Annotated in this window: 23 protein-coding genes; 7 read left to right on the forward strand and 16 right to left on the reverse strand. The window is 34.1% G+C overall.

Annotated features, from left to right (window positions below; genetic code table 11):
• Positions 1–60: 60 nt before the first annotated feature.
• Positions 61–618: a thioredoxin family protein gene (locus DFQ02_RS08430; protein WP_116523986.1), complete on the forward strand. Its 558-nt coding sequence runs from the start codon at positions 61–63 to the stop codon at positions 616–618.
• On the opposite strand, the gene DFQ02_RS08435 is transcribed toward DFQ02_RS08430, so the two are convergent.
• The 4 genes from DFQ02_RS08435 to DFQ02_RS08450 all read right to left on the reverse strand — a co-directional run bounded on the left by DFQ02_RS08435 (position 615) and on the right by DFQ02_RS08450 (position 5,018).
• On the reverse strand, positions 615–1,100 hold the full coding sequence (locus DFQ02_RS08435; RefSeq protein ID WP_116523987.1) for a GNAT family N-acetyltransferase: 486 nt from the start codon (positions 1,098–1,100) through the stop codon (positions 615–617). The two genes, DFQ02_RS08430 and DFQ02_RS08435, sit on opposite strands and share 4 nt — an antisense overlap.
• Positions 1,101–1,646 carry a YfiT family bacillithiol transferase gene (locus DFQ02_RS08440; RefSeq protein WP_116523988.1) on the reverse strand — a complete coding sequence of 182 codons (546 nt, stop codon included), beginning with the start codon at positions 1,644–1,646 and terminating at the stop codon, positions 1,101–1,103.
• A 62-nt stretch (positions 1,647–1,708) separates the two neighbouring features.
• Positions 1,709–2,641 carry a peptidylprolyl isomerase gene (locus DFQ02_RS08445; RefSeq protein ID WP_116523989.1) on the reverse strand — a complete coding sequence of 311 codons (933 nt, stop codon included), beginning with the start codon at positions 2,639–2,641 and terminating at the stop codon, positions 1,709–1,711.
• Between the two features lie 172 nt (positions 2,642–2,813).
• Entirely contained in the window at positions 2,814–5,018 is a 2,205-nt protein-coding gene (locus DFQ02_RS08450; protein ID WP_116523990.1) for an ATP-dependent DNA helicase RecQ, read from the reverse strand.
• 339 nt (positions 5,019–5,357) lie between these two features.
• Here DFQ02_RS08450 and DFQ02_RS08455 point away from each other — a divergent pair, with 339 nt between their 5' ends.
• From DFQ02_RS08455 to lptB, 3 genes are read left to right on the forward strand one after another with little or no spacing between them, the layout of a single operon-like run.
• A complete protein-coding gene (locus DFQ02_RS08455; RefSeq protein ID WP_116523991.1) occupies positions 5,358–6,323 on the forward strand; it encodes a KpsF/GutQ family sugar-phosphate isomerase in 966 nt (321 codons plus the stop codon).
• Positions 6,323–7,168, forward strand: coding sequence for a twin-arginine translocase subunit TatC (tatC, locus tag DFQ02_RS08460; protein ID WP_116523992.1), 846 nt, complete (start codon positions 6,323–6,325; stop codon positions 7,166–7,168). Before DFQ02_RS08455 ends, tatC begins: the two co-directional genes overlap by 1 nt.
• Positions 7,169–7,191: 23 nt before the next feature.
• Positions 7,192–7,932 (forward strand): LPS export ABC transporter ATP-binding protein, encoded by a 741-nt coding sequence (gene lptB / locus DFQ02_RS08465; protein WP_116523993.1) that lies wholly within the window; start codon positions 7,192–7,194, stop codon positions 7,930–7,932.
• Positions 7,933–8,306: 374 nt separating this feature from the next.
• On the opposite strand, the gene DFQ02_RS08470 is transcribed toward lptB, so the two are convergent.
• The 3 genes from DFQ02_RS08470 to DFQ02_RS08480 form a co-directional block, all read right to left on the reverse strand.
• The gene (locus DFQ02_RS08470; RefSeq protein WP_220340248.1) at positions 8,307–8,603 is read right to left on the reverse strand and encodes a GIY-YIG nuclease family protein; all 297 of its coding nucleotides are present in this window, start codon (positions 8,601–8,603) and stop codon (positions 8,307–8,309) included.
• 89 nt (positions 8,604–8,692) lie between these two features.
• Positions 8,693–9,589: a DUF808 domain-containing protein gene (locus DFQ02_RS08475; RefSeq protein WP_116523994.1), complete on the reverse strand. Its 897-nt coding sequence runs from the start codon at positions 9,587–9,589 to the stop codon at positions 8,693–8,695.
• Between the two features lie 4 nt (positions 9,590–9,593).
• Complete coding sequence (locus DFQ02_RS08480; RefSeq protein ID WP_116523995.1) at positions 9,594–10,322, reverse strand: CDP-alcohol phosphatidyltransferase family protein; 729 nt, start codon at positions 10,320–10,322, stop codon at positions 9,594–9,596.
• Positions 10,323–10,494: 172 nt separating this feature from the next.
• Here DFQ02_RS08480 and DFQ02_RS08485 point away from each other — a divergent pair, with 172 nt between their 5' ends.
• On the forward strand, positions 10,495–11,565 hold the full coding sequence (locus DFQ02_RS08485; RefSeq protein ID WP_116524142.1) for a putative type IX sorting system protein PorV2: 1,071 nt from the start codon (positions 10,495–10,497) through the stop codon (positions 11,563–11,565).
• A complete protein-coding gene (locus DFQ02_RS08490) occupies positions 11,565–12,734 on the forward strand; it encodes a lipoprotein N-acyltransferase Lnb domain-containing protein (RefSeq protein ID WP_116523996.1) in 1,170 nt (389 codons plus the stop codon). The genes DFQ02_RS08485 and DFQ02_RS08490 overlap by 1 nt, the downstream gene beginning before the upstream one ends.
• A 30-nt stretch (positions 12,735–12,764) precedes the next feature.
• On the opposite strand, the gene DFQ02_RS08495 is transcribed toward DFQ02_RS08490, so the two are convergent.
• The 7 genes from DFQ02_RS08495 to DFQ02_RS15430 form a co-directional block, all read right to left on the reverse strand.
• Complete coding sequence (locus DFQ02_RS08495) at positions 12,765–14,156, reverse strand: exopolysaccharide biosynthesis polyprenyl glycosylphosphotransferase (RefSeq protein ID WP_116523997.1); 1,392 nt, start codon at positions 14,154–14,156, stop codon at positions 12,765–12,767.
• Between the two features lie 487 nt (positions 14,157–14,643).
• Entirely contained in the window at positions 14,644–15,654 is a 1,011-nt protein-coding gene (locus DFQ02_RS08500) for a glycosyltransferase family 4 protein (protein ID WP_116523998.1), read from the reverse strand.
• 37 nt (positions 15,655–15,691) lie between these two features.
• Positions 15,692–16,516: a transglutaminase-like domain-containing protein gene (locus tag DFQ02_RS08505; RefSeq protein WP_116523999.1), complete on the reverse strand. Its 825-nt coding sequence runs from the start codon at positions 16,514–16,516 to the stop codon at positions 15,692–15,694.
• Between the two features lie 375 nt (positions 16,517–16,891).
• A complete protein-coding gene (locus DFQ02_RS08510) occupies positions 16,892–18,304 on the reverse strand; it encodes an O-antigen ligase family protein (protein WP_245940235.1) in 1,413 nt (470 codons plus the stop codon).
• A 4-nt stretch (positions 18,305–18,308) separates the two neighbouring features.
• Positions 18,309–19,439, reverse strand: coding sequence for a glycosyltransferase (locus tag DFQ02_RS08515; RefSeq protein WP_116524001.1), 1,131 nt, complete (start codon positions 19,437–19,439; stop codon positions 18,309–18,311).
• A 166-nt stretch (positions 19,440–19,605) separates the two neighbouring features.
• Positions 19,606–19,770, reverse strand: a complete 165-nt coding sequence (locus tag DFQ02_RS15425; RefSeq protein ID WP_317124692.1) for a GIY-YIG nuclease family protein — start codon at positions 19,768–19,770, stop codon at positions 19,606–19,608.
• Between the two features lie 13 nt (positions 19,771–19,783).
• Entirely contained in the window at positions 19,784–19,927 is a 144-nt protein-coding gene (locus tag DFQ02_RS15430) for a GIY-YIG nuclease family protein (protein ID WP_317124693.1), read from the reverse strand.
• 696 nt (positions 19,928–20,623) lie between these two features.
• Between DFQ02_RS15430 and DFQ02_RS08525 the strand changes: the two genes are divergently transcribed.
• The gene (locus tag DFQ02_RS08525; protein WP_317124694.1) at positions 20,624–20,839 is read left to right on the forward strand and encodes a GIY-YIG nuclease family protein; all 216 of its coding nucleotides are present in this window, start codon (positions 20,624–20,626) and stop codon (positions 20,837–20,839) included.
• A 103-nt stretch (positions 20,840–20,942) separates the two neighbouring features.
• Here DFQ02_RS08525 and DFQ02_RS08530 read toward each other — a convergent pair whose 3' ends face one another.
• Both DFQ02_RS08530 and DFQ02_RS08535 read right to left on the reverse strand, forming a co-directional pair.
• Positions 20,943–22,061, reverse strand: coding sequence for a glycosyltransferase family 4 protein (locus DFQ02_RS08530; protein ID WP_116524002.1), 1,119 nt, complete (start codon positions 22,059–22,061; stop codon positions 20,943–20,945).
• Positions 22,051–23,388 carry a glycosyltransferase family 2 protein gene (locus DFQ02_RS08535; protein WP_116524003.1) on the reverse strand — a complete coding sequence of 446 codons (1,338 nt, stop codon included), beginning with the start codon at positions 23,386–23,388 and terminating at the stop codon, positions 22,051–22,053. Before DFQ02_RS08535 ends, DFQ02_RS08530 begins: the two co-directional genes overlap by 11 nt.
• Positions 23,389–23,518 lie beyond the last annotated feature (130 nt).

Consider the following 23,518-nt stretch of genomic DNA (forward strand, 5'->3'; position numbering starts at 1 on the left):
TTTAGCTTTTTACAGGAGAAAAAATACAAATTATCACGAACTTTGAAGAAATATAAAATTATGGCCAGAACACCTTCAAATATGCTTCCTTTAGGGACAAAAGCACCAGAGTTTTCACTTTTCGATACTATTTCTAATTCAACCATAAATTTTAATGATATAAAAGGTGAAAAAGGAACGGTTATCATGTTTATCTGTAATCATTGCCCATTTGTAATTCATGTAAATTCTGAAATTATTGACATTGCAAATACTTACAAGGAAAAAAGGATTGGTTTTGCTGCAATTTCAAGCAATGATGTAGTTAACTACCCTCAAGATAGCCCTGAAAAAATGAAAGCTCACGCCAAAAATGAAGGATATCCATTTCCATATTTATATGATGAAACACAAGAGGTTGCCAAAGCTTACGATGCTGCTTGTACACCAGATTTTTATGTTTTTGATGCTGATAACAAATTAGTTTACAGAGGGCAATTGGATGATTCCAGACCAGATAACGGAAAACCTTTAAATGGATCTGATTTAAGAAATGCCCTAGACTGTTTAATTACAGGAAAAGAAAACACTGAAATTCAGAAACCTAGTATTGGTTGTAATATCAAGTGGAAGGTTTAGTCTAAGATTAACTGCCAAAATCCGACATCTAACCAAGTACCGAATTTCTTTCCTACATGCTTAAAATGTGCCACCTTAGAAAAACCAAATTTTTCATGTAATGAGACGCTGGCTTCGTTAGGTAATGTAATTCCTCCTAAAGCAACATGGTAGCCCAGGTTTTTTAATTCTGTCAACAATTTAACATACAAACGAGTACCAATTTGTTTACCCTGGGCTTTATTTTTAACATAAATAGTAACTTCAACACTATACTTGTAGGCTGGTTTTGATCTAAATTGACTTCCATAGGCATAGCCCAAAAGCTCATTATTCTCTTCAAAAACTATAAATGGATATTCTGAATTTATAGCATTAACTTTTTCAGTGAATGTTTCTAATGACAGTTCTACATCATCAAAAGTTATCACGGTATTTAAAACATAATAATTATAAATATCCAACAATTGTTGTGTGTCGCTTATTTGAAAATCTCTAATCATTTATATCCAACCTTTACGTTTTAATAAATTTTCTATGTGCGCATAATGATGATTACTATGCCATGCATAGCTTCCAATATTATATGATAACAAAACCTCAGATTCAGTTTCAGGGTGAATAAAGCTTTTCTTTAAATCTTCACTATTTAACCTTTTTAGCAAATACACCAACTTATAATGAACAGCTTTAATATGCTCTAAAGACATTTGTATGGGTGCTTGTTTGCTGTCATGCAATTCCGCCCAGTCTGCTTCGTTATAGGCTTTAATAGTTGGTTTATCTTCAGTTAATGCCCATTTGAAGCGTGTGTAACAATGATGATGACTATCTGCCACATGGTGCACTACTTGTCTAATGGTCCAACCATCAGGTCTGTAAACGGTATCTAACTGTTCTTTTGTTAAGTGCTTAACTAAAGCTTCCAAACGAATAGGAAATTGTTCTAAAACTAAAATCCAATTTTTAATATGTTGGTCTGTAATGCGCTCTGGACACTCAAATTTTCCAATAGGATATTTTAGTTGCTCTAAATCTAGATTTGTCATGTTTAAATATAAAAAAAGCACCTCAAATGAAGTGCTTAGAATATTATAAAAAAATGAATACGTTATTTCACATTCATGAGCTCTACATCAAAAATTAAGGTAGCGTTTGGAGGAATAACCCCACCTGCTCCTCTACTGCCATAACCTAAATCACTAGGAATCACCAAGCGTGCTTTGTCTCCCACCTTTAACAATTGAATACCTTCATCCCAACCTGGAATGACTTGCCCAACTCCTAATGGAAAATCTATGGGCTGATTTCTTTTGTAAGAAGAGTCGAAAACCGTACCATCTGCCAATTGTCCTTTATAATGTACAGAAACCGTTTTTCCTTTTTCCGCTTTTACACCATCACCTTTTTGAATAATTTGATAACGTAACCCACTTTCTGTTTTTTCAAAACCAGCAGCAAGCTTATCTAATTCTGCATCTGCTTTGGCTTTTTCTTCAGCGATTCTTTTTTCTCTGGCGCCTTCAAAAGTTCTAAAAGCTTCAACAGCATTAAATGCTTCAGCTTCAGCTCCTACTCTAACAATCTCCAAAGTTTCAATGGTATCACCTTGAGCAATAGCATCTACTATATCTTGACCTTGTTCTACTTTACCAAAAACTGTGTGGTTATTATCTAACCAAGGTGTTTCTACGTGTGTTATAAAAAATTGGCTACCGTTAGTTCCAGGACCTGCATTAGCCATTGATAGGACTCCTGGGCCATCATGTTTTAAATCTGGATGAAACTCATCATCAAACTGATACCCTGGGTTACCTGCACCTGTTCCTTGTGGACAACCACCTTGAATCATAAAATCTGGTATTACTCTATGAAATTTTAATCCGTCATAATATGGCGTTCCTTGCGGCTTTACTGAATTTTCGAGATTCCCCTCTGCTAGAGCAACAAAGTTACCAACCGTTCCTGGTGTTTTTTTGTATTCTAAAGCAACTAAAATTTCGCCTTTTGTTGTGTTAAATTTTGCGTATAGTCCGTCTTGCATTGTTCTATTTTTTAAGAAAAGGCAAAGATATATTATTTAGTTTTAAGACAGAAGTTTGAAACTAGAAGTTTTATAAAAGACCAATAACTGGTGACCGAAAACTCAAAACTTTAATGAGATCATAAAAATGAATACATATGGAGACTGCCTACTGTGGACTGTCTAATGTTTGCTAATTAGCTACTTCACTTATAAACTTAATTCGATAGAGACGCAATTCTTCATCGTCATAGTCACCATCAAACTCTTCGATGGCCTCATCAATAGAGTCGGTTTCAGACTCCATAAAATATTCATGAATTTCTTCTTGTTGGTCTTCATCTAAAATTTCATCTATCCAATAATCTATATTGAGTTTTGTGCCAGAATATACTATGGCTTCCATTTGTTTTATAAACTCATTCATTTCTAAACCCTTAGCAGAAGCAATGTCATCTAAAGGTAATTTTCTGTCAATATTCTGTATGATGTAGAGTTTGTTTGCGGAATTGCTACCTGTAGATTTAACCACCAAGTCATCTGGTCTTATAATATCATTCTCGTCTACATACTTTGCTATTAAGTCAACAAAATCCTTTCCGTATTTCTTGGCTTTTCCTTCACCAACGCCATGAACGTTTCCAAGTTCTGATAAAGAAATAGGGTATTTAAGCGCCATATCTTCAAGCGAGGGGTCTTGAAAAATCACAAAAGGTGGAACTCCATACTTTTTCGCATTTTTCTTTCGAAGATCTTTTAGCATATTCATAAGTGTTTCATCGGCCACTGCACCACCTCCTTTTGCTGCAGTAACGATTCCAGAATCATCTTGAGTACTATCAAAAATGTGATCCTCAGTCATCATAAATGATGTGGGTTTCTCAATGAATGAGCGTCCGCTATCATTCAGCTTTATAACACCATAAGTTTCAATGTCTTTTTTAAGATAACCAGCAACTAACACCTGTCTTAAAAGTGCCATCCAATAGTTTTTATCTTTGTCTTTTCCTATACCAAAAAATGGTTGCTCATTAGTTTTATGTGAATTGATTAGAGCATTTTCCTTACCAACAATAACATTTACTAAATCCTTAGACTTATATTTTTCGTTTGTATCTTTTATAATCTTTAAAAGTACCACCACATCATCTTTGGCTTCGTGCTTCTTTTTAGGATGTCTAACATTATCATCCATATCGCCTCCTTCACCCGTTTCATTGTCAAATTCTTCACCAAAATAATGCAAAATAAACTTCCTTCTAGATATTGAAGTTTCTGCAAAAGCAACAACCTCCTGCAAAAGTGCCTGACCAATTTCTTGTTCAGCAACGGGTTTACCAGACATGAACTTTTCTAGTTTTTCAATGTCTTTGTAAGAATAAAATGCTAAACAATGACCTTCACCACCATCACGTCCTGCACGCCCAGTTTCTTGATAATAACTTTCTATACTCTTTGGTATATCATGATGGATAACAAAGCGTACATCTGGTTTGTCAATTCCCATCCCAAAGGCAATAGTAGCTACCACTACATCAATATCTTCCATTAAGAACATATCTTGATGATTACTTCTAGATTTGGCATCTAAACCAGCATGGTAAGGAACTGCCTTAATACCATTAACTTGTAATACTTGTGCAAGTTCTTCAACACGTTTTCTACTTAAACAATACACGATACCGGACTTACCTTCATTTTGCTTTATAAACCTAATAATATCAGCATCTACATTCTTGGTTTTAGGTCTAACTTCATAGTATAAATTTGGCCTATTAAAAGATGCTTTAAAAGTTTTAGCACCGGTAATACCTAAATTTTTAATAATGTCTTCTTGTACTTTTGGTGTAGCCGTTGCAGTCAACCCAATTATAGGTATATTCTCTCCTATTCTACCAATTATATGACGTAAATTCCTGTATTCTGGTCTAAAATCGTGCCCCCACTCACTTATACAATGGGCCTCATCAATAGCCATAAACGACACTTTTACGCTCTTTAAAAAATCAACATTTTCGTCCTTGGTTAAAGACTCAGGAGCTACATATAAAAGTTTGGTAACACCATTTGTTATATCTTCTTTAACACGTTTAACCTCGGTTTTGTTTAATGATGAATTTAAAACATGGGCAATACCTTCTTCATTAGAAACACCTCTAATGGCATCTACCTGGTTTTTCATCAGAGCTATTAAGGGAGACACCACAATAGCCGTGCCCTCTTGCATTAAGGCAGGAAGTTGATAACACAACGACTTGCCGCCGCCTGTTGGCATAATTACAAACGTATGGTTTCCTGAAATAATACTCTCAACAACATCTTCTTGCAACCCTTTGAATTTGTTAAATCCAAAATACTTCTTTAGTGCAGAGTGCAAGTCACTTTTTGCTACTAACATGAATAAAATTACTATTAATTATCTAATTGAAATTACATTAAATATTCAATTTATAAAGAATATTTTCTAACATAATTTAAAGACTCCCTCTTATTTTTAAGTACCTATTTATAATTTTTGATTTTGTAACCAACGTAAAAAATAATAACCTCCATATACTGGAACCATTATTATCAACATCAAGGGTTAGATACTATTATTATAAAATCAATATTTACAAACACATGAAAAAATTCATGTACTTTTGTACAGAGAATCCAAATAACAACAAAGTTTAAAATTTGGACACCATTAAAGATAATAAAATCTTTAAAAGCATCAACTAAAAAAAAATAAATTTTGAATAGCGAGACATCTATTTTACAAATTGCTAAACAAACTATAGAGGCTGAAAGTAAAGCCATTTTTAATCTTTCAAACTTAATAACTGATGATTTTGCCGAAGCCGTAAAACTCATCTACAATTCTAAAGGACGCGTTATTATTACCGGAATTGGTAAAAGTGCCATAATTGCCAACAAAATTGTTGCTACATTAAACTCCACAGGTACACCTGCCATATTTATGCATGCTGCCGATGCTATTCACGGTGATTTAGGACTTATTTTAGAAGACGACGTAGTTATTTGTATTTCTAAAAGTGGTAATACACCCGAAATTAAAGTTTTGATTCCACTAATTAAAAATGCCAAAAACAAGATGATTGCCATTACGGGAAATAAAGATTCTTTTTTAGGGCAACAAGTAGATTACGTTTTAAATACCTATGTTGAAAAGGAAGCTTGCCCAAATAACCTGGCGCCAACCACAAGTACTACGGCACAATTAGTGATGGGCGATGCGTTAGCTGTATGTTTATTAGAAATGCGAGGCTTTTCAAGTAAAGACTTTGCTAAATATCACCCAGGCGGTGCTTTAGGAAAAAAACTGTATTTACGGGTTCAAGACATCTCATCGGTTAACGAAAAACCTCAAGTACACCCCTCAGCCAATATTAAAGATGTTATTATTGAAATTACTGAAAAACGATTAGGGGTTACGGCGGTGGTTGAAAACGAGAAAATTGTTGGTATTGTAACCGATGGTGATATTAGACGTATGTTGAGTAATTCTGATAATTTTACCTCATTATCAGCAAAAGATATTATGAGTGCTAACCCCAAGCGGGTAAATGCCGAAACTATGGCTGTTGACGCACTAGAACTTATGGAGGTCAATGAAATTACTCAAGTTTTGGTTGAAGACAACGGAAAATATGTAGGTGTGGTTCATTTACATGATTTAATAAAAGAAGGCATTATATAATGACGAAAAAGAACATAAACGAGATGTCGTTTTTAGACCATCTTGAAGATTTAAGATGGCACTTAATTAGAATTTGTTTAGCAGTTATTATAGTAGCCACCTTAGCTTTTATTTTTAGTCGTTTTATTTTTGACGAGATTATTTTTGCACCGTTAAACATGAGTTTTCCAACTTATGATTTTTTATGTAGAGCGGCTACTTTTATTGGGGTTGACACCACTTTTTGTAACGAAGAAGTACCTATGATAATACAAAACCGTACCATGGCTGGCCAGTTTTCAGCAGATATATGGACGGCTATTTTAGGAGGCTTTGTTATTTCTTTTCCATACGTTATTTATCAACTTTGGAAATTTGTTAGTCCTGGTTTGCATGAAAACGAAAGAAAACACTCCAGAGGGTTCATTATCATTTCATCTATCTTGTTCTTTATTGGTGTGTTATTTGGTTATTATATTGTAACCCCCTTATCCATCAACTTCCTAGCTAATTATAGCGTTTCTGAAACGGTTGATAATCAAATTGATATTAGTTCTTATATCGCCTTAGTACGATCGTCTGCTCTAGCCTCTGGGCTTATTTTCGAACTACCAATTATCATCTATTTCTTTACTAGAATAGGATTGGTAACCCCAGAAATTTTGAAGAAATATAGAAAGTATGCGTTGGTTGTGGTTTTAATACTCTCTGCTATTATTACGCCTCCAGATATAGCAAGTCAGGTTATTGTTGCTATTCCTATCATAATTCTGTACCAAGTAAGTATTTATATTTCAAAACTTGTTGTTAGAAAACAAAAACGAAAAGAAGCAAAAAACACTCAAAACTCAAGAGCCAATATTTAACCAATTTTTACGTTATTGCAAGTATGATTTTAAGAGCTGAAAATTTAATGAAGTCCTATAGCGGACGTAAAGTTGTAAAAGATGTTTCTCTTGAGGTAAATCAAGGCGAAATTGTAGGGTTGTTAGGCCCCAATGGTGCTGGTAAGACTACTTCATTCTACATGATTGTGGGTCTTATAAAACCTAATGGTGGTCAAATTTTCTTAGATAATACAGAAATTACCAAATACCCCATGTACAAACGTGCCCAAAACGGTATTGGCTACTTGGCTCAAGAAGCTTCGGTTTTCAGAAAATTAAGTATTGAAGATAATATTTTGAGTGTATTACAACTTACAAAACTAAGTAAGAAAGAACAGCGCTATAAAATGGAATCTTTAATTGAGGAATTTGGTTTAGGTCATATCAGAAAAAACAGAGGCGATTTACTTTCTGGTGGTGAGCGCCGAAGAACGGAAATTGCCCGCGCCCTAGCAACCGACCCCAATTTTATTTTATTAGATGAACCCTTTGCAGGTGTTGACCCTGTAGCAGTTGAAGATATTCAACGTATTGTAGCACAACTTACCAAAAAGAACATAGGTATTCTTATTACAGATCACAACGTTCAGGAAACTCTTGCCATTACAGACAGAACCTACTTAATGTTTGAGGGAAGCATCCTAAAAGCCGGAGAGCCTGAGGATCTTGCTAATGATGAAATGGTTCGTAAAGTATATTTAGGCCAAAACTTTGAGCTACGTAAAAAGAAAATTAGGGATTAGACACTATATATCATTTTTTTATTTGTTAGAATATAGAGATAATATTGATGGATTGTTTTATACACTTCATTAAGTAAAATCTTGATTCCTGCCTTCGCAGGAATGACAGTGAAACCATAATACTATTAAGATATTAATTTTAGAGTAATTAAAATGATAATTTGAATTAAACACCTTACTTTTTTTGTTTCAAGTATAAATTCATTTTGTTATTCCTACCTGTCGACTTACGTTCAAGATAAACTTTGCTATGAATCTCAAATCCACAAAATCAAAACTAACTACCTAGTAACAGATACTTAAATAAATTCAGCATACCAAGTACATGCTTATAATGGGCATCATCTTGTCATTCCTGCGAAGGCAGGAATCCATTAATCATTCTGACAAAAAACTCCAATCTTTTGATAAATCATCCCATTTAGGGTTATTTTCCATTGTCGTTTCCACTTTTTCATATTTTTTTCACGCTTAATAGCATCATTCACATATTGATACGTTTCAAAATACACCAATTTATTTAAACTATATTTTTTAGAGAAACCTTCAAATAGCTTGTTTTTATGTTCAAACATTCTTCTTTCTAAATCATTTGTTACACCAATGTATAATGTTCCATTCTTTTTATTTGTTAGAATATAGAGATAATATTGATGGATTGTTTTATACATTTCATTGAGTAAAATGTGGATTCCTGCCTTCGCAGGAATGACAGCTAAATTTTGAGCTATATAAAAAGAAGATTAGAGAATAGAATTTTCTATTTTTTAGTTTTACCTCTTTTAAAAATTGGCTTAATTATTTGCATTAAAATTACAGCCATAATACCCACCACCAGTCCTACACTAAATTCAATTAAGAAGGAAGGTAAATTTATATTTTCAACTAAATGGTGTACAAATTCAATATGATGCACAAAAACACCACCAGCAACCAATAGCAATGCAATAGTACCTATAACTGCCAAACTTTTAATAATTAAAGGTAAGGCTCTAATTAAAAAATTTCCAACAGAATGCAAAAAGCCTTTGCCATTTCCTATTTTAACCAGCTTGTATCCAAAATCATCCATTCTTACCAATAAGGCTACAATACCATAAACCCCTACCGTAGCTATAATACATACGATGGTTACTACTAATATTTGATTTAAAAGAGGTTCTTGTAAAACAGTACCTAACGCTATTATTACTATTTCAACAGATAAAATGAAATCAGTAAAAATAGCCGACTTAATTTTCTTTTTTTCTGAAAGAAGTAGTTCCTCTTTAGTTAAATTGTATTCATTAATAATATCCTCTTTGGGTTCAACTTTCTGTTTTTTATGAAAAAAATACTCATATATTTTCTCAGCGCCTTCATAAGCTAAATAGATACCACCTAGCACTAGGGCAATAGTGATTGCAATGGGTAAAAAGGCACTTAATAAAAAGGCAACAGGCAATATGATGATTTTATTAAGAGCAGATCCCTTTGTTATAGCCCAAAGTACAGGCAACTCTCTAGAAGCCACAAAACCTGTTGCTTTTTCTGCATTTACCGCCAAATCATCACCTAAAATACCAGCCGTTTTTTTTGTTGAAATTTTACTCATTACAACAACATCATCCATGAGTGCTGCAACATCATCTAATAATGCAAAAAAACCAGAAGCCATATTTTTATTTTGAAGTCATATTGTCAAGAACCGACATGATTATATAAAGTAAAATGATTAAGGGAATAGCTGCAAACTGAAGCACAATTAATAACACCACACAAAGGATAATAAAAATATACCTAGTAGCATTGGGTTTAAAACCCCAAGTTTTAAACTTTAAAGCGAACAGCTTGATACCAGAATTTAGTAACCAACAACTTAAGATGGTTACCCCAATTAAAAACCATTTGTTTAAAATCATTGCATTGATGGTATCATTATTTTGAAATTCCAGTATTAACGGTAACGATACAATCAATAAGGTATTGGCAGGCGTAGGCAAGCCTTTAAAAAAGTTTTGCTGTTCGGTATCTACATTAAATTTTGCCAAACGGTAGGCTGAGGCTAAAGTGATTGACAACCCTATACAAGCTAAAGGGGTTACGCCAAATAATATCTGTGAATTATCCCAGCTTCCCAATTCTATTTCAACTAATTGAAACAATTTATACATGATAATCCCTGGTACTAACCCACTGGTCACAACATCGGCTAATGAATCTAATTGCAGTCCTATCTCACTTTGAATATTTAGTTTTCTAGCAGCAAAACCATCAAAAAAATCGAAAAAGATGCCTAGAAATACAAAAAAAGCCGCCGAAACAAAGTTATCGTTTACAGCAAAAATAACCGCAATACTTCCACACAACAAGTTTAATAATGTTAGAGCATTAGGAATATATCGCTTCATATAGAATTAATTAAAAAGAACACCCCGGCGTCCATACCGGGATTCCATTACAACTGTCATTGCCGCATAGGCGGGAATCCAAAATAACAAACAATTCTAATCATATACAACTATTAAACAATATCTGTTATATTTTACAGTTTATAGATTTATATTTGTAAAAAAATTGCATTTGCGAGTTTACATAAGCATTTTACTTTGTTTACTATCGGTTTCGTTATTCAGTCAAACCACTAGAAAATATTCTAATGAGTTCATGAATATAGGTGTTGATGCAGCTGCTTTAGGTATGAGTAGTGCCGTAACATCACATACTGCTGATGTAAATTCTGGGTACTGGAATCCCGCCGGACTTTTGGCTTTAAAAGACAACCAGTTAGCGCTTATGCACTCCAGTTATTTTGCCAACATTGCCAATTACGATTATGCGGCTTACGCCATGCCTTTAGATAACCAAAGTGCTATTGGCATTTCATTAATTAGATTTGCGGTTGATGATATTTTAAATACTACTCAACTCATTGATGAACAAGGCAATATCAATTACGATAGAATTAGCCTCTTCTCTACTGCTGATTACGGGCTCACCTTTTCTTATGCCCGAAAATTACCTGTTCAAGGCTTAAATTATGGGGTTAACGCTAAAGTAATCCGCAGAATTATTGGAGATTTTGCATCGGCTTGGGGGTTTGGTTTAGATGCCGGCATTCAATTTGAGACTAACAACAGTTGGAAGTTTGGTATCATGGCGCGCGACATTACCACAACCTTTAATGCTTGGGCCATTGATGAAGGTGAATTTGAAAAAATCAGGGATGCCGTTGAAGGTCAAAACCAGGAACTCCCCGAAAGCACCGAAATTACCATCCCTAAATTACAAATAGGTGTTTCAAAATTATTAAACTTTAATTATGATTACACACTTCTAGCCGCAGCCAATTTAAATGTGCGTTTTGAAGAAAATAACGATATTATTTCAACATCTTTTGCCAGTATAAATCCGGCCTTAGGTTTTGAGTTTGGATATGTAGACATGGTTTATTTACGCGCTGGTATGGGTAATTTTCAAAATGAACTACAAATAGACAACACAGAGCAATTAACCTTTCAACCAAGTTTTGGGGTTGGTTTTAAATACAATGGTATTCAAATAGATTACGCCTTTACAGACATTGGCGACCAAAGTGTGGCACTCTATTCCAACGTATTTTCATTAAAACTAGATTTTAGTATTTTTAGGTAATGACAAAAAAATTACTACTCTTTTTATTAACGCTGTCATCATTCGTATACGGACAACAATTAACATTGTCAAACACCTCAGAGATTAGTGTATTAACCGTTGGACCTGGCACATCTCTTAATGATGCTTTTGGTCATAGTGCCTTCAGAATAAAAGATCCAAATTATGGATTGGATGTAGTTTATGGCTATGGCGAGTACGATTTTGATGCGCCTAATTTCTATTTAAAATTCGCCCAAGGAAAACTAAACTATCTTATGGGTAAAGATAGTTTTAGTAGGTTTTATCAGATATATATATATTTTAATAGAACAATAAAAGAGCAGGTTTTAAATCTATCGCAAAGCGAAAAACAAAAACTTTATGATTATCTAATAACCAATTATAAACCTGAAAATAGAGCCTATTTATACGAATTCTTTTTTGACAATTGCGCTACCAAAATTAAAGACGTCGTTAAAATAGCCACAGACACCCCTATTGCATTTAACAGTCCTGAGGGTTTTGAAACCAAAACGTTTAGAAACCTAATTTATGATAATGTTGACAAAAATACCTGGGGAAGCCTTGGTATTGATGTGGCTTTAGGTTCGGTTATTGACAGAGAAGCAACCCCTGAAGAACACATGTTTTTACCTGAAAACATTTACAAATTCTTTGAAGTTGCCACAAAAAACGATCGTTCTAGATTGGTAAAGAAAAACAACGTCATTTTTACTAAAAGACCTATTAAAACCTCAAACTCCTTTTTCAAAAGTCCGTTGTGTATTTTAGGAATCATCTCTTTTTTCATATTATTCCTTACCTATAAAGACTTCAAAAAAAATAAGAGAACCATTTGGTTAGACGTGTTCTTATTTAGTTTTACCGGAATCATTGGAATACTTATTTTATTCCTTTGGTTTGCAACCGACCACACAGGCACCCATCATAATTACAATCTACTATGGGCTTTTGCTTTAAATATTTTAATGATTGGACAACTTTCAAAAAAGACTCCCCAAAAGTGGTTTACTAAATACGTGAAGTTTTTAATCATTATGCTTTGTCTCATGACATTACATTGGATTATCGGGGTTCAGGTGTTTGCTATTGCTTTAATTCCTTTGTTAATTGCTTTGGGAATTCGATATTTATTTTTGTTAAAACATTATTCCGATAGCCAATAGCCAATAGCCAATAGCCAATAGCCAATTTAGTTACTGTCCTCTGAAGAAAATTACCGTACTAAACGTTTTTATAAGAATATTGATATCTAAGAAAAAACTTCTATGTTTAATATAGTACAAATCATACTGAAGTTTAAGTAAGCTATCATCTACCGAGGAACCATATCTTGTATTCACCTGCGCCCATCCGGTCAAACCCGGTTTTACAATGTGACGTGTTTCATAAAAAGGTAATACTTGTGAGAGCTCTCTAACAAAATACGGACGCTCTGGTCTGGGACCAATTAAGCTCATATCCCCTTTAAGTATGTTTAAAAATTGAGGTATCTCATCCAATCTTGTATTTCTTAAAAACTTTCCAAAAAAAGTAATCCTAGAATCCCCCTTTTTTGACCAAGTCGCTCCATTGGGCTCTGCATGTTTTATCATGGTCCTAAACTTAATGATCCTAAAAAGACGACCATTTTTACCAATACGTTCTTGCGTGTAAAATAACACCCCTCTGTTAGCTATAATATTACCTATAACGATTAATGGTAAAAGTAAAACACCTATTATAAGTCCCAAAACAGCAATAATTACATCAAAAAAACGATGGAAGAACAAGTACATTTTATTTTGATTGCTTCTACTAAAAGGGAAGTATTTATAGAAATCTTTACCAACAAACTGAACAGGAACTCTTTTGGTTAAATCTTCATAAACCTGTGTATATTCCTTTATAGGAAAGCCTCCCTCTAAAAGGGTAATCAAATCTGTATAAATTTCGGGAGTAATATTTTCAGAGTTGTAACTCGCTACCACAATTTCAAAGATATTTTCATCTTTGATAACTTGATAAATTTCTTTTGGGGAGTATTCGGTTAACCCCAAAAACTTAACTTTATCTCCTCTACTTTTCTCACAGTTTATAAAACCAATAATTTGATAATTAGGATCAGCCGTTTTAAAAGTATCTAAGATGGCTTTAATGTTTGAAGTTTCACCTACCAATAAAACCTTTCTATTAAAACGCGGCGAAACTATAAGCTTTATATAAGCAAAACGCCAAACCAATAAAGCCACTAATATAGAGGCAAAAAAGAAAAAAATCTGTAATCGATTTTCTGGTAAAAACGGTGTAAAAAAAGGTGTTAGTAAATAAAAAAGTACTGTAGTTGATGTAGTAAGAACAATGGTAGTCCAAACACTTTCTAACTTACTGGATTTTTGCAAATCATACATTTCAAATATGGTTCCAAACACCGAGATATATAACACCAACACAAAAACCCAAGACCAATTTTCTTTACTTACAGTAAAATAGTCAAAATGAAACCCGGTACCTACTAAGTGAAGCAACAGCAACACAAGTAGAAGGTCAAAAATTCTAAGTAGAAGTTTCCGTTCTGAAATATTAAAATGAATATTTAGACGAGGCATGAGGACAACGATTAATAGCAACCACTAATATAAAGTATAATTTTATAATCCCTTACTTAATTTAACGTGAGTTCAACATAAAATTCATAAAAAATAGCCAAAAGTGAAATAAAACAGGCACTTTGTTACCTTGAGCATTGCTAAGTGAAAATATATTTTCAACGAAAGCACTTTGTGAAACACGTCGGAAGGTGTCTAAATAACACTATTTCAATCAGGTTTCGACGGCGCTCAACCTGACAACAGATGTTAATTTGTTTATATTTAATTAAATAAACCACTATGGATTTGAAATCCATAGTTTTAAACAAAAGAATAAAATTCTTTTTCAACGCTCAATTGTCATTCCGCACTTGATGCGGAATCCAGTTTTATCCATGGATTCCTGCCTTTGCAGGAATGACAAATCGATTGAAAAAAGTTTATAGAAACTAAAGTAACTGCAACCTTTAATTAGATAATAAATTAAGATGATATCGAACTCCCTTTAATTTAAAACATTATGCCAAAGCGTTTTAACATGATCCCAATCGAATTGTTCTACTTTTTTGCGGGCATTGTTAATAATATTATTTCTAAGCATATCATCATCTATTATAGTTTTAATGGCACTTACAAAGGCTTGAGGATTATGAGGAGGCACTAAAATACCCTCTTTATTATGTTCTATCAAATAAGGTATCCCGCCAACATTGGTTGAAACAACAGGTAACCCCAAAGCCATGGCTTCAATAACACTTACTGGCATATTGTCAAAATTAGTAGTATTTATGAATACATTATATTCTTTTGATAGAGTAATCCATGCTTCCTTTGATAATTTACCTGTAAACCTGACATCTAAGTTATATTTATCTGCTAAATTCTTGAGAGTTTTCAAAGAACCATCATTATCGGGACCCACCATACAAAGCGAGGCCTTTATACCTTCATCTGTTAAAGCTTTTAATACCTCAACCGCCAATTGTGGGTTATATATTTTAGAAAAGGATCGTACCCAAAGTAAATTAATAGATTTAAAGGGTCTTGCTTCAAACTTATAATGTTTTATTTCTATGGTATTAGGAATACTAACAATATTATGATAGCCATAACTTTTAAATTGTTCCATCATATATTCAGATGGTGCTATACTTATGTAGGCCTTTAAAAATATTGATTGACTTAGTTTAGGATTGCGCTTTAAACGTTTAGCTAAATTACCACCATGTAAAATTGGGATGTACTTTAATTGTAATAGCCTGCAGCACTGTGATACGGCATAGGCAAAATAAAAGTTTTGAGTACTATAGGTATCAATAATGACATAGTTTGCTATATGTCTGTAAGCAAAACATGCCCATAGCATATCCAAAACACGAAGTAACTTGTTTTTTTTTGAAGAGGCATAATACACTGTATAAGATGCTTTTTCAAGCAAAGCCCCTAAGACCTCAATACCAGAAGCATTTTTATTATGCTTTTTTAACTTGTTTCCAATGTATAGTATGGATTTCACTTGGTAAAAATACAAGAATTAATATTCAAAAATGATGTTACGTTTGATATACTAATTCCTTCCGAATATTATTTACTGGAAAAATATAGAAGTAGCTTTTCTTGATGAGGAACAACCAAAAGTGAATGACAAAAATGGGTAAAAACGTCTGATACCTATCCAAATAAGCATCATAAGTCTTATTATGGTAATTACATATTAAAAAGGGTGCCCGTGCATCATTCAAAAAGTAATGAGATATAAGAGAATCATCCACAGCATTAGATGCTAAAAAAGATGTGTAGATTACATCCCGTCCCGACTTGTTATACTCAAACAATTCCATAACAGACAACGGAATATTAGATCCTTTGGCATAGAATAGAATGGTTTTAGACACATCTATCAATATCCATTTATCAAACTCTTTAGAATAAAATTCGTTAAAAGCATGTCCACCAAAATCCGCACTAAATGGTAATGAGGTAATTCCCCATTCTCGTACTTCAATATCATTAACTACACAAAAATTATTAAATACTTGGGAAATGTCACTACAAACACCACCTTCGCCCGCTAACATTTTTTGCAAAGCTTTTTCTGAAGACAGACTCAGTCCAGATCCTCCTTTAATGTTAAGACGTAACCATTCAGCTATTTCCAAAACTTTCTCAAAGGTATTTAAATGCGACTTCTCTTTCAAGATAATAGAATTAACAATATGAAAACTCTTAGGAATAAACTGCTTTTTATTAATAAGGTTGTAGGTCTGTGCCTTGATGTCTTCCTGAGAAGCATCTTTAGATAATAACTTGAACCTGGTGTAATATAAATAGGGATGCCTTTTGATTAACCAAGTTATTTTCTTTCCTATTTTAAGCATTTGGAACAACGGGATATGTTATAAATGTAGGAAAATATTTTTAAACGTTAGCCATTCTGTAGGCTTCTTAATTAAATCATAATCTAATAACGCGTTACAAACTAATAAATTAACTCCTTGCTAATTTTGATCAAATTCTGTCTATTAGAGTAAATTTAACGATTGAAATGAGTGAAATTTGCCTGCTGGCAGGTATCGAGAATTAAAATTTTGTAAGAAAAAAAGTTCTCGATACGATTTTCTTGACTTCGACAAACTTAGTTTGCTACCTTCGTACAAAATATATTTTGTCCTTGGTAATGCTCAGTCTTACAGAAAATCACTCGAACTGACATTAATCTCGTTTGTTTGTTTTAAAATACAATAGAGGTTAGATCAGGTAGCAATTACAGGGTCTTCTAAAGCTTTCACTGCCTTCTTTTTCTTAGTAAGGGATTTTAAATAGACTCGTTCTGGCACTACATTTAACAAGGCAAAAGCATACAATAATGATGGCGCAGCAATCCGCATACCCGAATGATTAATGGTAGCAAACCAAAAGGCTAAAAAGGCATAAAAGTAATAATTTCGTTTATTGCCGGTTCTAAATCCAATAGGTTTAAAAATAAGTATTAAAATAATAACAATGCCTAAAACCCCATGTTCTGATAATAAGCGTCCTATCTCATTATGAGACGGCAACTCTGTTCCATAAGCTTCTACGCGCTTATCCTTAACGCGGCTTGCTCCTATGCCTAAAAAAGGACTACTCAAAAACCCATCAATTTCTTCAATAAACAAGTCTAATCGTCCGGTAGTGATATCTTTCTTTTTTATACCTGCTGAAGTTTCATTGGCATATCGCCTATCTATAAGTCCTCTCGTTTGGTTGGAACTCACCACCCATGATATGCCACTGGTTAGTACTAACAAAACAAAAGAAACAATAATTTGATTTTTCATTCGGTTTGACGCATGATAAAAAAGTGTATATAAAAAAGCGCCTATCACAATAATGGCAGCAAAAACCCCACCCCTACTAAAAGTTACAATAGCTCTAAAGGTCATAGCTCCTAAAATAGCAACGTTCAGGACTTTTAAAAATAAGGTAGGCGATTTCATAAACAAACGCACCACAATGGCGAACATCCCTAATCCTAAGGCAGTTGACACCTGATTGGGTCCAAATCCCCCTGATAATGCCGCGTTAGAAACAGCACCAGATAATTTATCTTTAACACTGGGGTTGTATAAAAACAAGTAGGTGGTCATTGAAATAGCTGGAAGCGACAAATACATGATAATGTCCAATAATTGTTTATTAGTCACTTTCCTATCATAACAAAACAAAGCGGCTATTCCCAAACATACAGGTCCACTCAATACAAATGCTATATTGGTTCTAAAGTTTACAAAATAGCTTAAGGTTCCAGAAGCTACTAAAATAGAAGGTATTAATAAAATCAAGTATATAAAATATGGGTATCCTTTTCCGCTTAAGCCTTTAAAAAACATCCCCAATACCATGAATAAGATTACTAGATATTTGGAGGCTTCATAAGCAATCCCTCCATCGGTCATTCTAAAAAGCACCTCTGCTCCAGTAAAATAAGCGCAACCCAAAAACACGGCTTGTGTTTTTTTGTGTGATGGTTCTAAAACAATTCGAATAATAAAATAGCCCATCACTAGTAAAAAATACAGCTTAGAAAATGGCTCTAGGAAATACAAAACTCCTCCTAATAGTATATGAAATATTACTTGAGGTATATAATAATCAGTAGATGGTTTTCTAACTCTAGGACTCAATCTATTACAATTTTAAAATATCCAGATTTATTCTGCTATTATAATGAGAAAAGGTGAATTTTTCAACCACAGCATCAAAGCTTTCTAGCATCTTCCTGTAATTTTCTTCAGAAAGGTTAAACATCTTATCAATCATTGCCATTAGTGCGTCTTGGCTTACCTCATGAAGCAAAAACCCATGGTCATCCTGTTTAATATAATGTCCAATAGCCGAAATATTCGACACAATAGGAATACAGCCAAAATTCATGGCTTCGGCTATCACTTTGGGAAACCCCTCCGAAGCCTTTGTTGGCAATAAAAACACATCCGATTGTTTATAAATATCATACACTTTTGCTCGAGGTAAGGCTCCATGAAAAACAATATCACATTCACTTTTGTTAGCCAAAGCTTTAAAATATGCTAATTCTTCCCCTGTGCCCACAAAATGAATGGTCCCAATACGTGACACCAAATTGGCATTCATGCCATCAAAGGTTTTTAAAATGGTTTCCACCCCTTTCTCCCGCTCTAAGCGCCCCACAAAACAGAAGGAAATTTTATCTCCCAAAAACTTCTTTTGTCTAATTTGTCTTCCTAAAGCAATATCAACCTCGGTTAAACAAGGGTTTTCAAAACTCAAATGCTGTTTAGGTTGATGCTCCCAATACCCATTCATGGTCACGGTTCTTTTTTGACATTTAAGCATCCAACGTTGTAATCTATAACCTAATGGTGGTTGTTTTTGATTCCAATTACCGGCATATTTAAACCAACCTGTTTTTTTTACAAATAAACTCAAATAAGGAATCAAAAACACACCGATCCCTGTTGGCGTTCTTAGTTGAAAACAATCTACCTCTTCTAAGGTTTTAGAAACTACCCTTATAGTTTTAGGAGATTGCCAAATGATTTTCAATTTATTATAAACACCTTTACCACCCACCGATGGTATGGGAATAAAATGAATCTTTTCAGACACATAAGGCAAGGCACTAGCAGGCGCATCCGTATCATATAACATAGCTATATGATATACTTCGTCAAAAATGTCCAACAAATGGTTTATTTCACTTACCGTAGCACCCCATCCCACAAGTTGGTTATCCTTAGAAATATAATGCTCGGTATGAGATATTATGGCCAGTTTCATTGCTAAACAAAGGTGCTATTTTTATTTTAACTTAAAAAGTGTTTTTAGTATTTATCATTCAGTTGCATGTCATTCAGAGTATAGTGAATAGGAAATTAAGAAGATGCTGAAACATGTTGAGCACGACATGTGAGTGAGGTGAAAATATCGATACTTATATTGATTGTCACCCTGAACTCGTTTCAGGGTCTAATGGTATCCATAGATTATCCCAATTAGGGTTTATACTTTCAATTAAGTTGATTTTCCATTGTCTATGCCAATTCTTCAATTGCTTTTCCCGTTTTATGGCATCATCAATAAATTGAAACTCTTCATAATACACAAGCATTTTTAATTTATATTTACTTGAAAAAAGAACTTCCTTTAGCCTCAACATGCCTTTCCATTCTATCATCAATCCCTCCTGTTACACCAATGTACAAAACACCTTTTGGTTTATTGGTAATTATATAGACCCAATAGTTGTGATAAGCTCGTTTTGGCATGTAAGTAAATTTGCTTAAATAAATATACTGAAATTAAGAAGATGCTGAAACAAGTTCAGCATGACAAAAACCATGTTCATTCAGAACGAGCACAGCAAAGTGAAGAATCTCTTTTAAAACCTTAAAAAAGCCTCTTAATAAAAGTATTGGAAATTAAGAAGATACTGAAACAAGTTCGGCATGACAAAAACCATGTTCATTCAAAACCTTTCTATTCTGTTAAGGACAGGCTATCATTATATAACAATTCTCCAACATTAGCATTAATATTTTGACATGCCTTTAACAGCAACTAGACTGGGCTTAGATAGGGCTTAGATAGGGAGGAGCTATTAAATAGTTTGCTTTTAAAGTAAAGAAATTGTTACGTCATCCCGATATCTATCGGGACTCTTCACAATGACGTATATTTGCTTTGAGCCATCATTCTGAGTGAGGTACGAACGTAAGAATCTGTTGAATGAATTGACCAATCTTATTTAACTTGTGCCATTAAACAAAAGATTGTTAATTCACTTCGTTTCTCACAATGACGGTATGTTTACCCTGCGCCGTCATTCTGAGTGAGGCACGAGCGTAAGAATCTTTTTAAAAACTCGTCTAAATTTTATTTATGGAACAATCATACGTTTACATTATCACGAATAAAACAATACTGTTTTGTATACTGGAGTTACAAGTAATTTGACAAAACGTATGTATCAACATAAGTCCAAAACTTTTAAAGGTTTTGCGGCCAAATACAACTGCGAAAAATTAGTCTATTTTGAAGCTTTTGACTCCATTAATAGTGCTATTGAAAGAGAAAAACAGATTAAAAACTATAAACGTTATAAAAAGATTTACTTGATTGAGAAAGAAAATCCAAACTGGATAGACATGTCTGATGGATGGCTATTTTATTTTGATTAGTTTTTAAAAGAAAAGATTGCTACGTCACTGCGTTCCTCACAATGACGGTTTGTTTACCCTGCGCTGTTATTCTGAACGAGGTACAAGCATAAGAATCTTTTCCCTAATAATCCTCCTCAATAACGTCCACGTATCGCTTTATAATCTCCTCCCATCGATGTTTATCTGCCCAAATAGATGCTTGTTTTGAAAACTCAGCTTTATGATTCAAAATGGTTTCTATAGCACTCAAAAAAGTACTGGTATCATTCCCTCTAATAAGTATACCCGACTTTCCATCAAGTATCGCATCTTCAATACCACTACCTGTAGCACCTATGGCGGGAATACCTAAAGTATTAGCTTCCAAGATGGCAATACCAAACCCTTCCACATCCCCTGTTTTAGATTCAGAACTGAGCATCACAAAAATATCTGAGGCCTTAAGCAGAGCTTTTAATCGATCATGGGACACGGCACCATGAAAAGTCACATGGTCTTCAACACCCAGTTTTTGAACGTCTTGTAAACAAGCATCCAAATCGTTAGCCAAGCCCAAACAATGATAATGTAATTCTGGATACTGCGTCAATAATCTGGGCAAATGGCGGATTACTTGCCACTGACCCTTTCGTTCTGAAACACGCCCCACCGTAATAAGTTTGGGAGCGCCTTTTAAAGGCATACTTTCTATGGCCGACAAATCAAGCCATTTTGCTGTATCAATTCCATTCGGAATAACCGTCATATGCTTTAAAAGAAGATTTGACACTAATTGTTTTGTAAAGTTCGAAACAGCAATAACCCTGTCAAACCGCTTTAGCGATTCAGAGGTAACCCAATTAAAAAAAGCATTTTTTAAATTAACCTCCGTGCCATGTATAACCGCCAAACACTTCTTACTTTCAAACAACCACAACAGTCCAACGCTCCACAGGGAAAACTTCCCTGAAGCAATGATAACCTCATGTTGTTTGGCTTGCTGCCATAAAAACCACAAACGCTTTACATACATAAATAAACGCGGATTCGTAACAGGAATACGAACCACCTGAAAAGCAAGATTGTCATCAAAAGCTGCCTCTTCCAATCCTGTTTTCGACCTACAATCGCTTATAACAGTGACTTTATAACCATTCAAGTGCAAGTGCAACGCCAAATGATGGGCATGATTCCCTATACCACCGGGTTGAGGTGGAAATTCAGACGTAACTATAAGGATCTGTTCTTTGTTAGAGTGCATCCAACGTATCTATTAAAGGGCCTTGTTTTATTTTAATACTCGATAATCTCCAGGATTTACACACCTGAAATACAACCAATGGTAGTATCAATATACAAACAAACACCCCCAGTATCAACATCCCTTTATTTTTCTTAAATCGGTAGGGCATTATAGAAATAGGCACCAATCGTAACAACGCTAATCGGGCTCTGGTATTTCCAAAATAGCTTCTAAAAAAATAGAGTACACTGGGTATGGGTTTTGGTTGAAATACATGATTTGTTCTAAAAGCATCCCAACTCCCCATAGTTCTTAGGCCTCCTGTACCCACCTTTAAATGTAAGCGTTTGGCTTGGGGATTGGAGATATTTTTAAAACCATTAAGATAAGCCCGCATCCCAAACTCGCCATCGCCCATGCGTTGTTTTTCAAACTGCCGGTCGAACAACCCTGTTTCCTTAAAAACCGCCTTCTTGATCATCACATTACCGGTATCCAACTGATCACTAAGCCTAAAAAACGAATAATGTTCCGGTACCTTATCCCCTACTTTGGAAATGGAAACACCCGAAGATACATCCGCATTAAAAAAATCCAAGCACTTTAAATGCTTTTGTATCCAATCCGGTGCTACCCGACTATCATCATCAAAAAAAAGTAAATAGTCTCCCTTGCTATGTTTTATGGCCCAATTACGGGCTTGCCATAAGGCAGTTTCCCGTTGTTGCTGTACTTTTAAGTTAAGATGAAAGTCTTTATAAAACCTTTCTTGAAACGGTTGGGACTGATCTACCACAAGTACTTCAAAATTATTATAATCTTGCACCTCCAGATCCTTAAGCACATCCTTTAAATACGCATACCTGTTAAGGGTTGGAATAATGACACTAACCATGGGTTTTTCTTCAATAAGTGGCGCCTTGTTATACTCCCAATCTTTGTATTTCATGGGAGTTTTTAAAATTGGCACACGTTTGATATGTTTGGTGCTGTACCAAGACTTAAACTCTTTAAAAGGGTTATAAAAACTAAGCACCCGAATCACCAAAACATAAAACACCCATGTTGGATTAAAATATTTTCTAATAAATCGGTACTCATCCATTAGAGGCAAAGTTTCAATGGTTTCTATAGTTTTAGCATGTCCTATATAGCCTTTATGAATGAGTTGCCACGACGCATCATATTGTTTTGCTAGGTCATTGGTATACCTATTGTCAAACGTAACCGCTTTTAAAACATCCTCCGATAGACTATTGACATCAGGAAATATAGAGGTTCCATTATTTTTTAAAACCGTAAAATAATGAGTGGGCTGCAAATATTTTAAAAACTGAAATAACATAAATAATTATTAACTCTTGTTTGTTATATTACTTAAAAAAGTCTGATTGTCCGTTTGTATCATAATGTTGAGATGTCATACTGAACTCGTTTCAGCATCTTAAAACGACTGTAAATATTGATGTTTTATA

This window comes from Seonamhaeicola aphaedonensis, assembly GCF_003386195.1.
In the GTDB taxonomy this organism is placed as follows: Bacteria; Bacteroidota; Bacteroidia; order Flavobacteriales; family Flavobacteriaceae; genus Seonamhaeicola; species Seonamhaeicola aphaedonensis.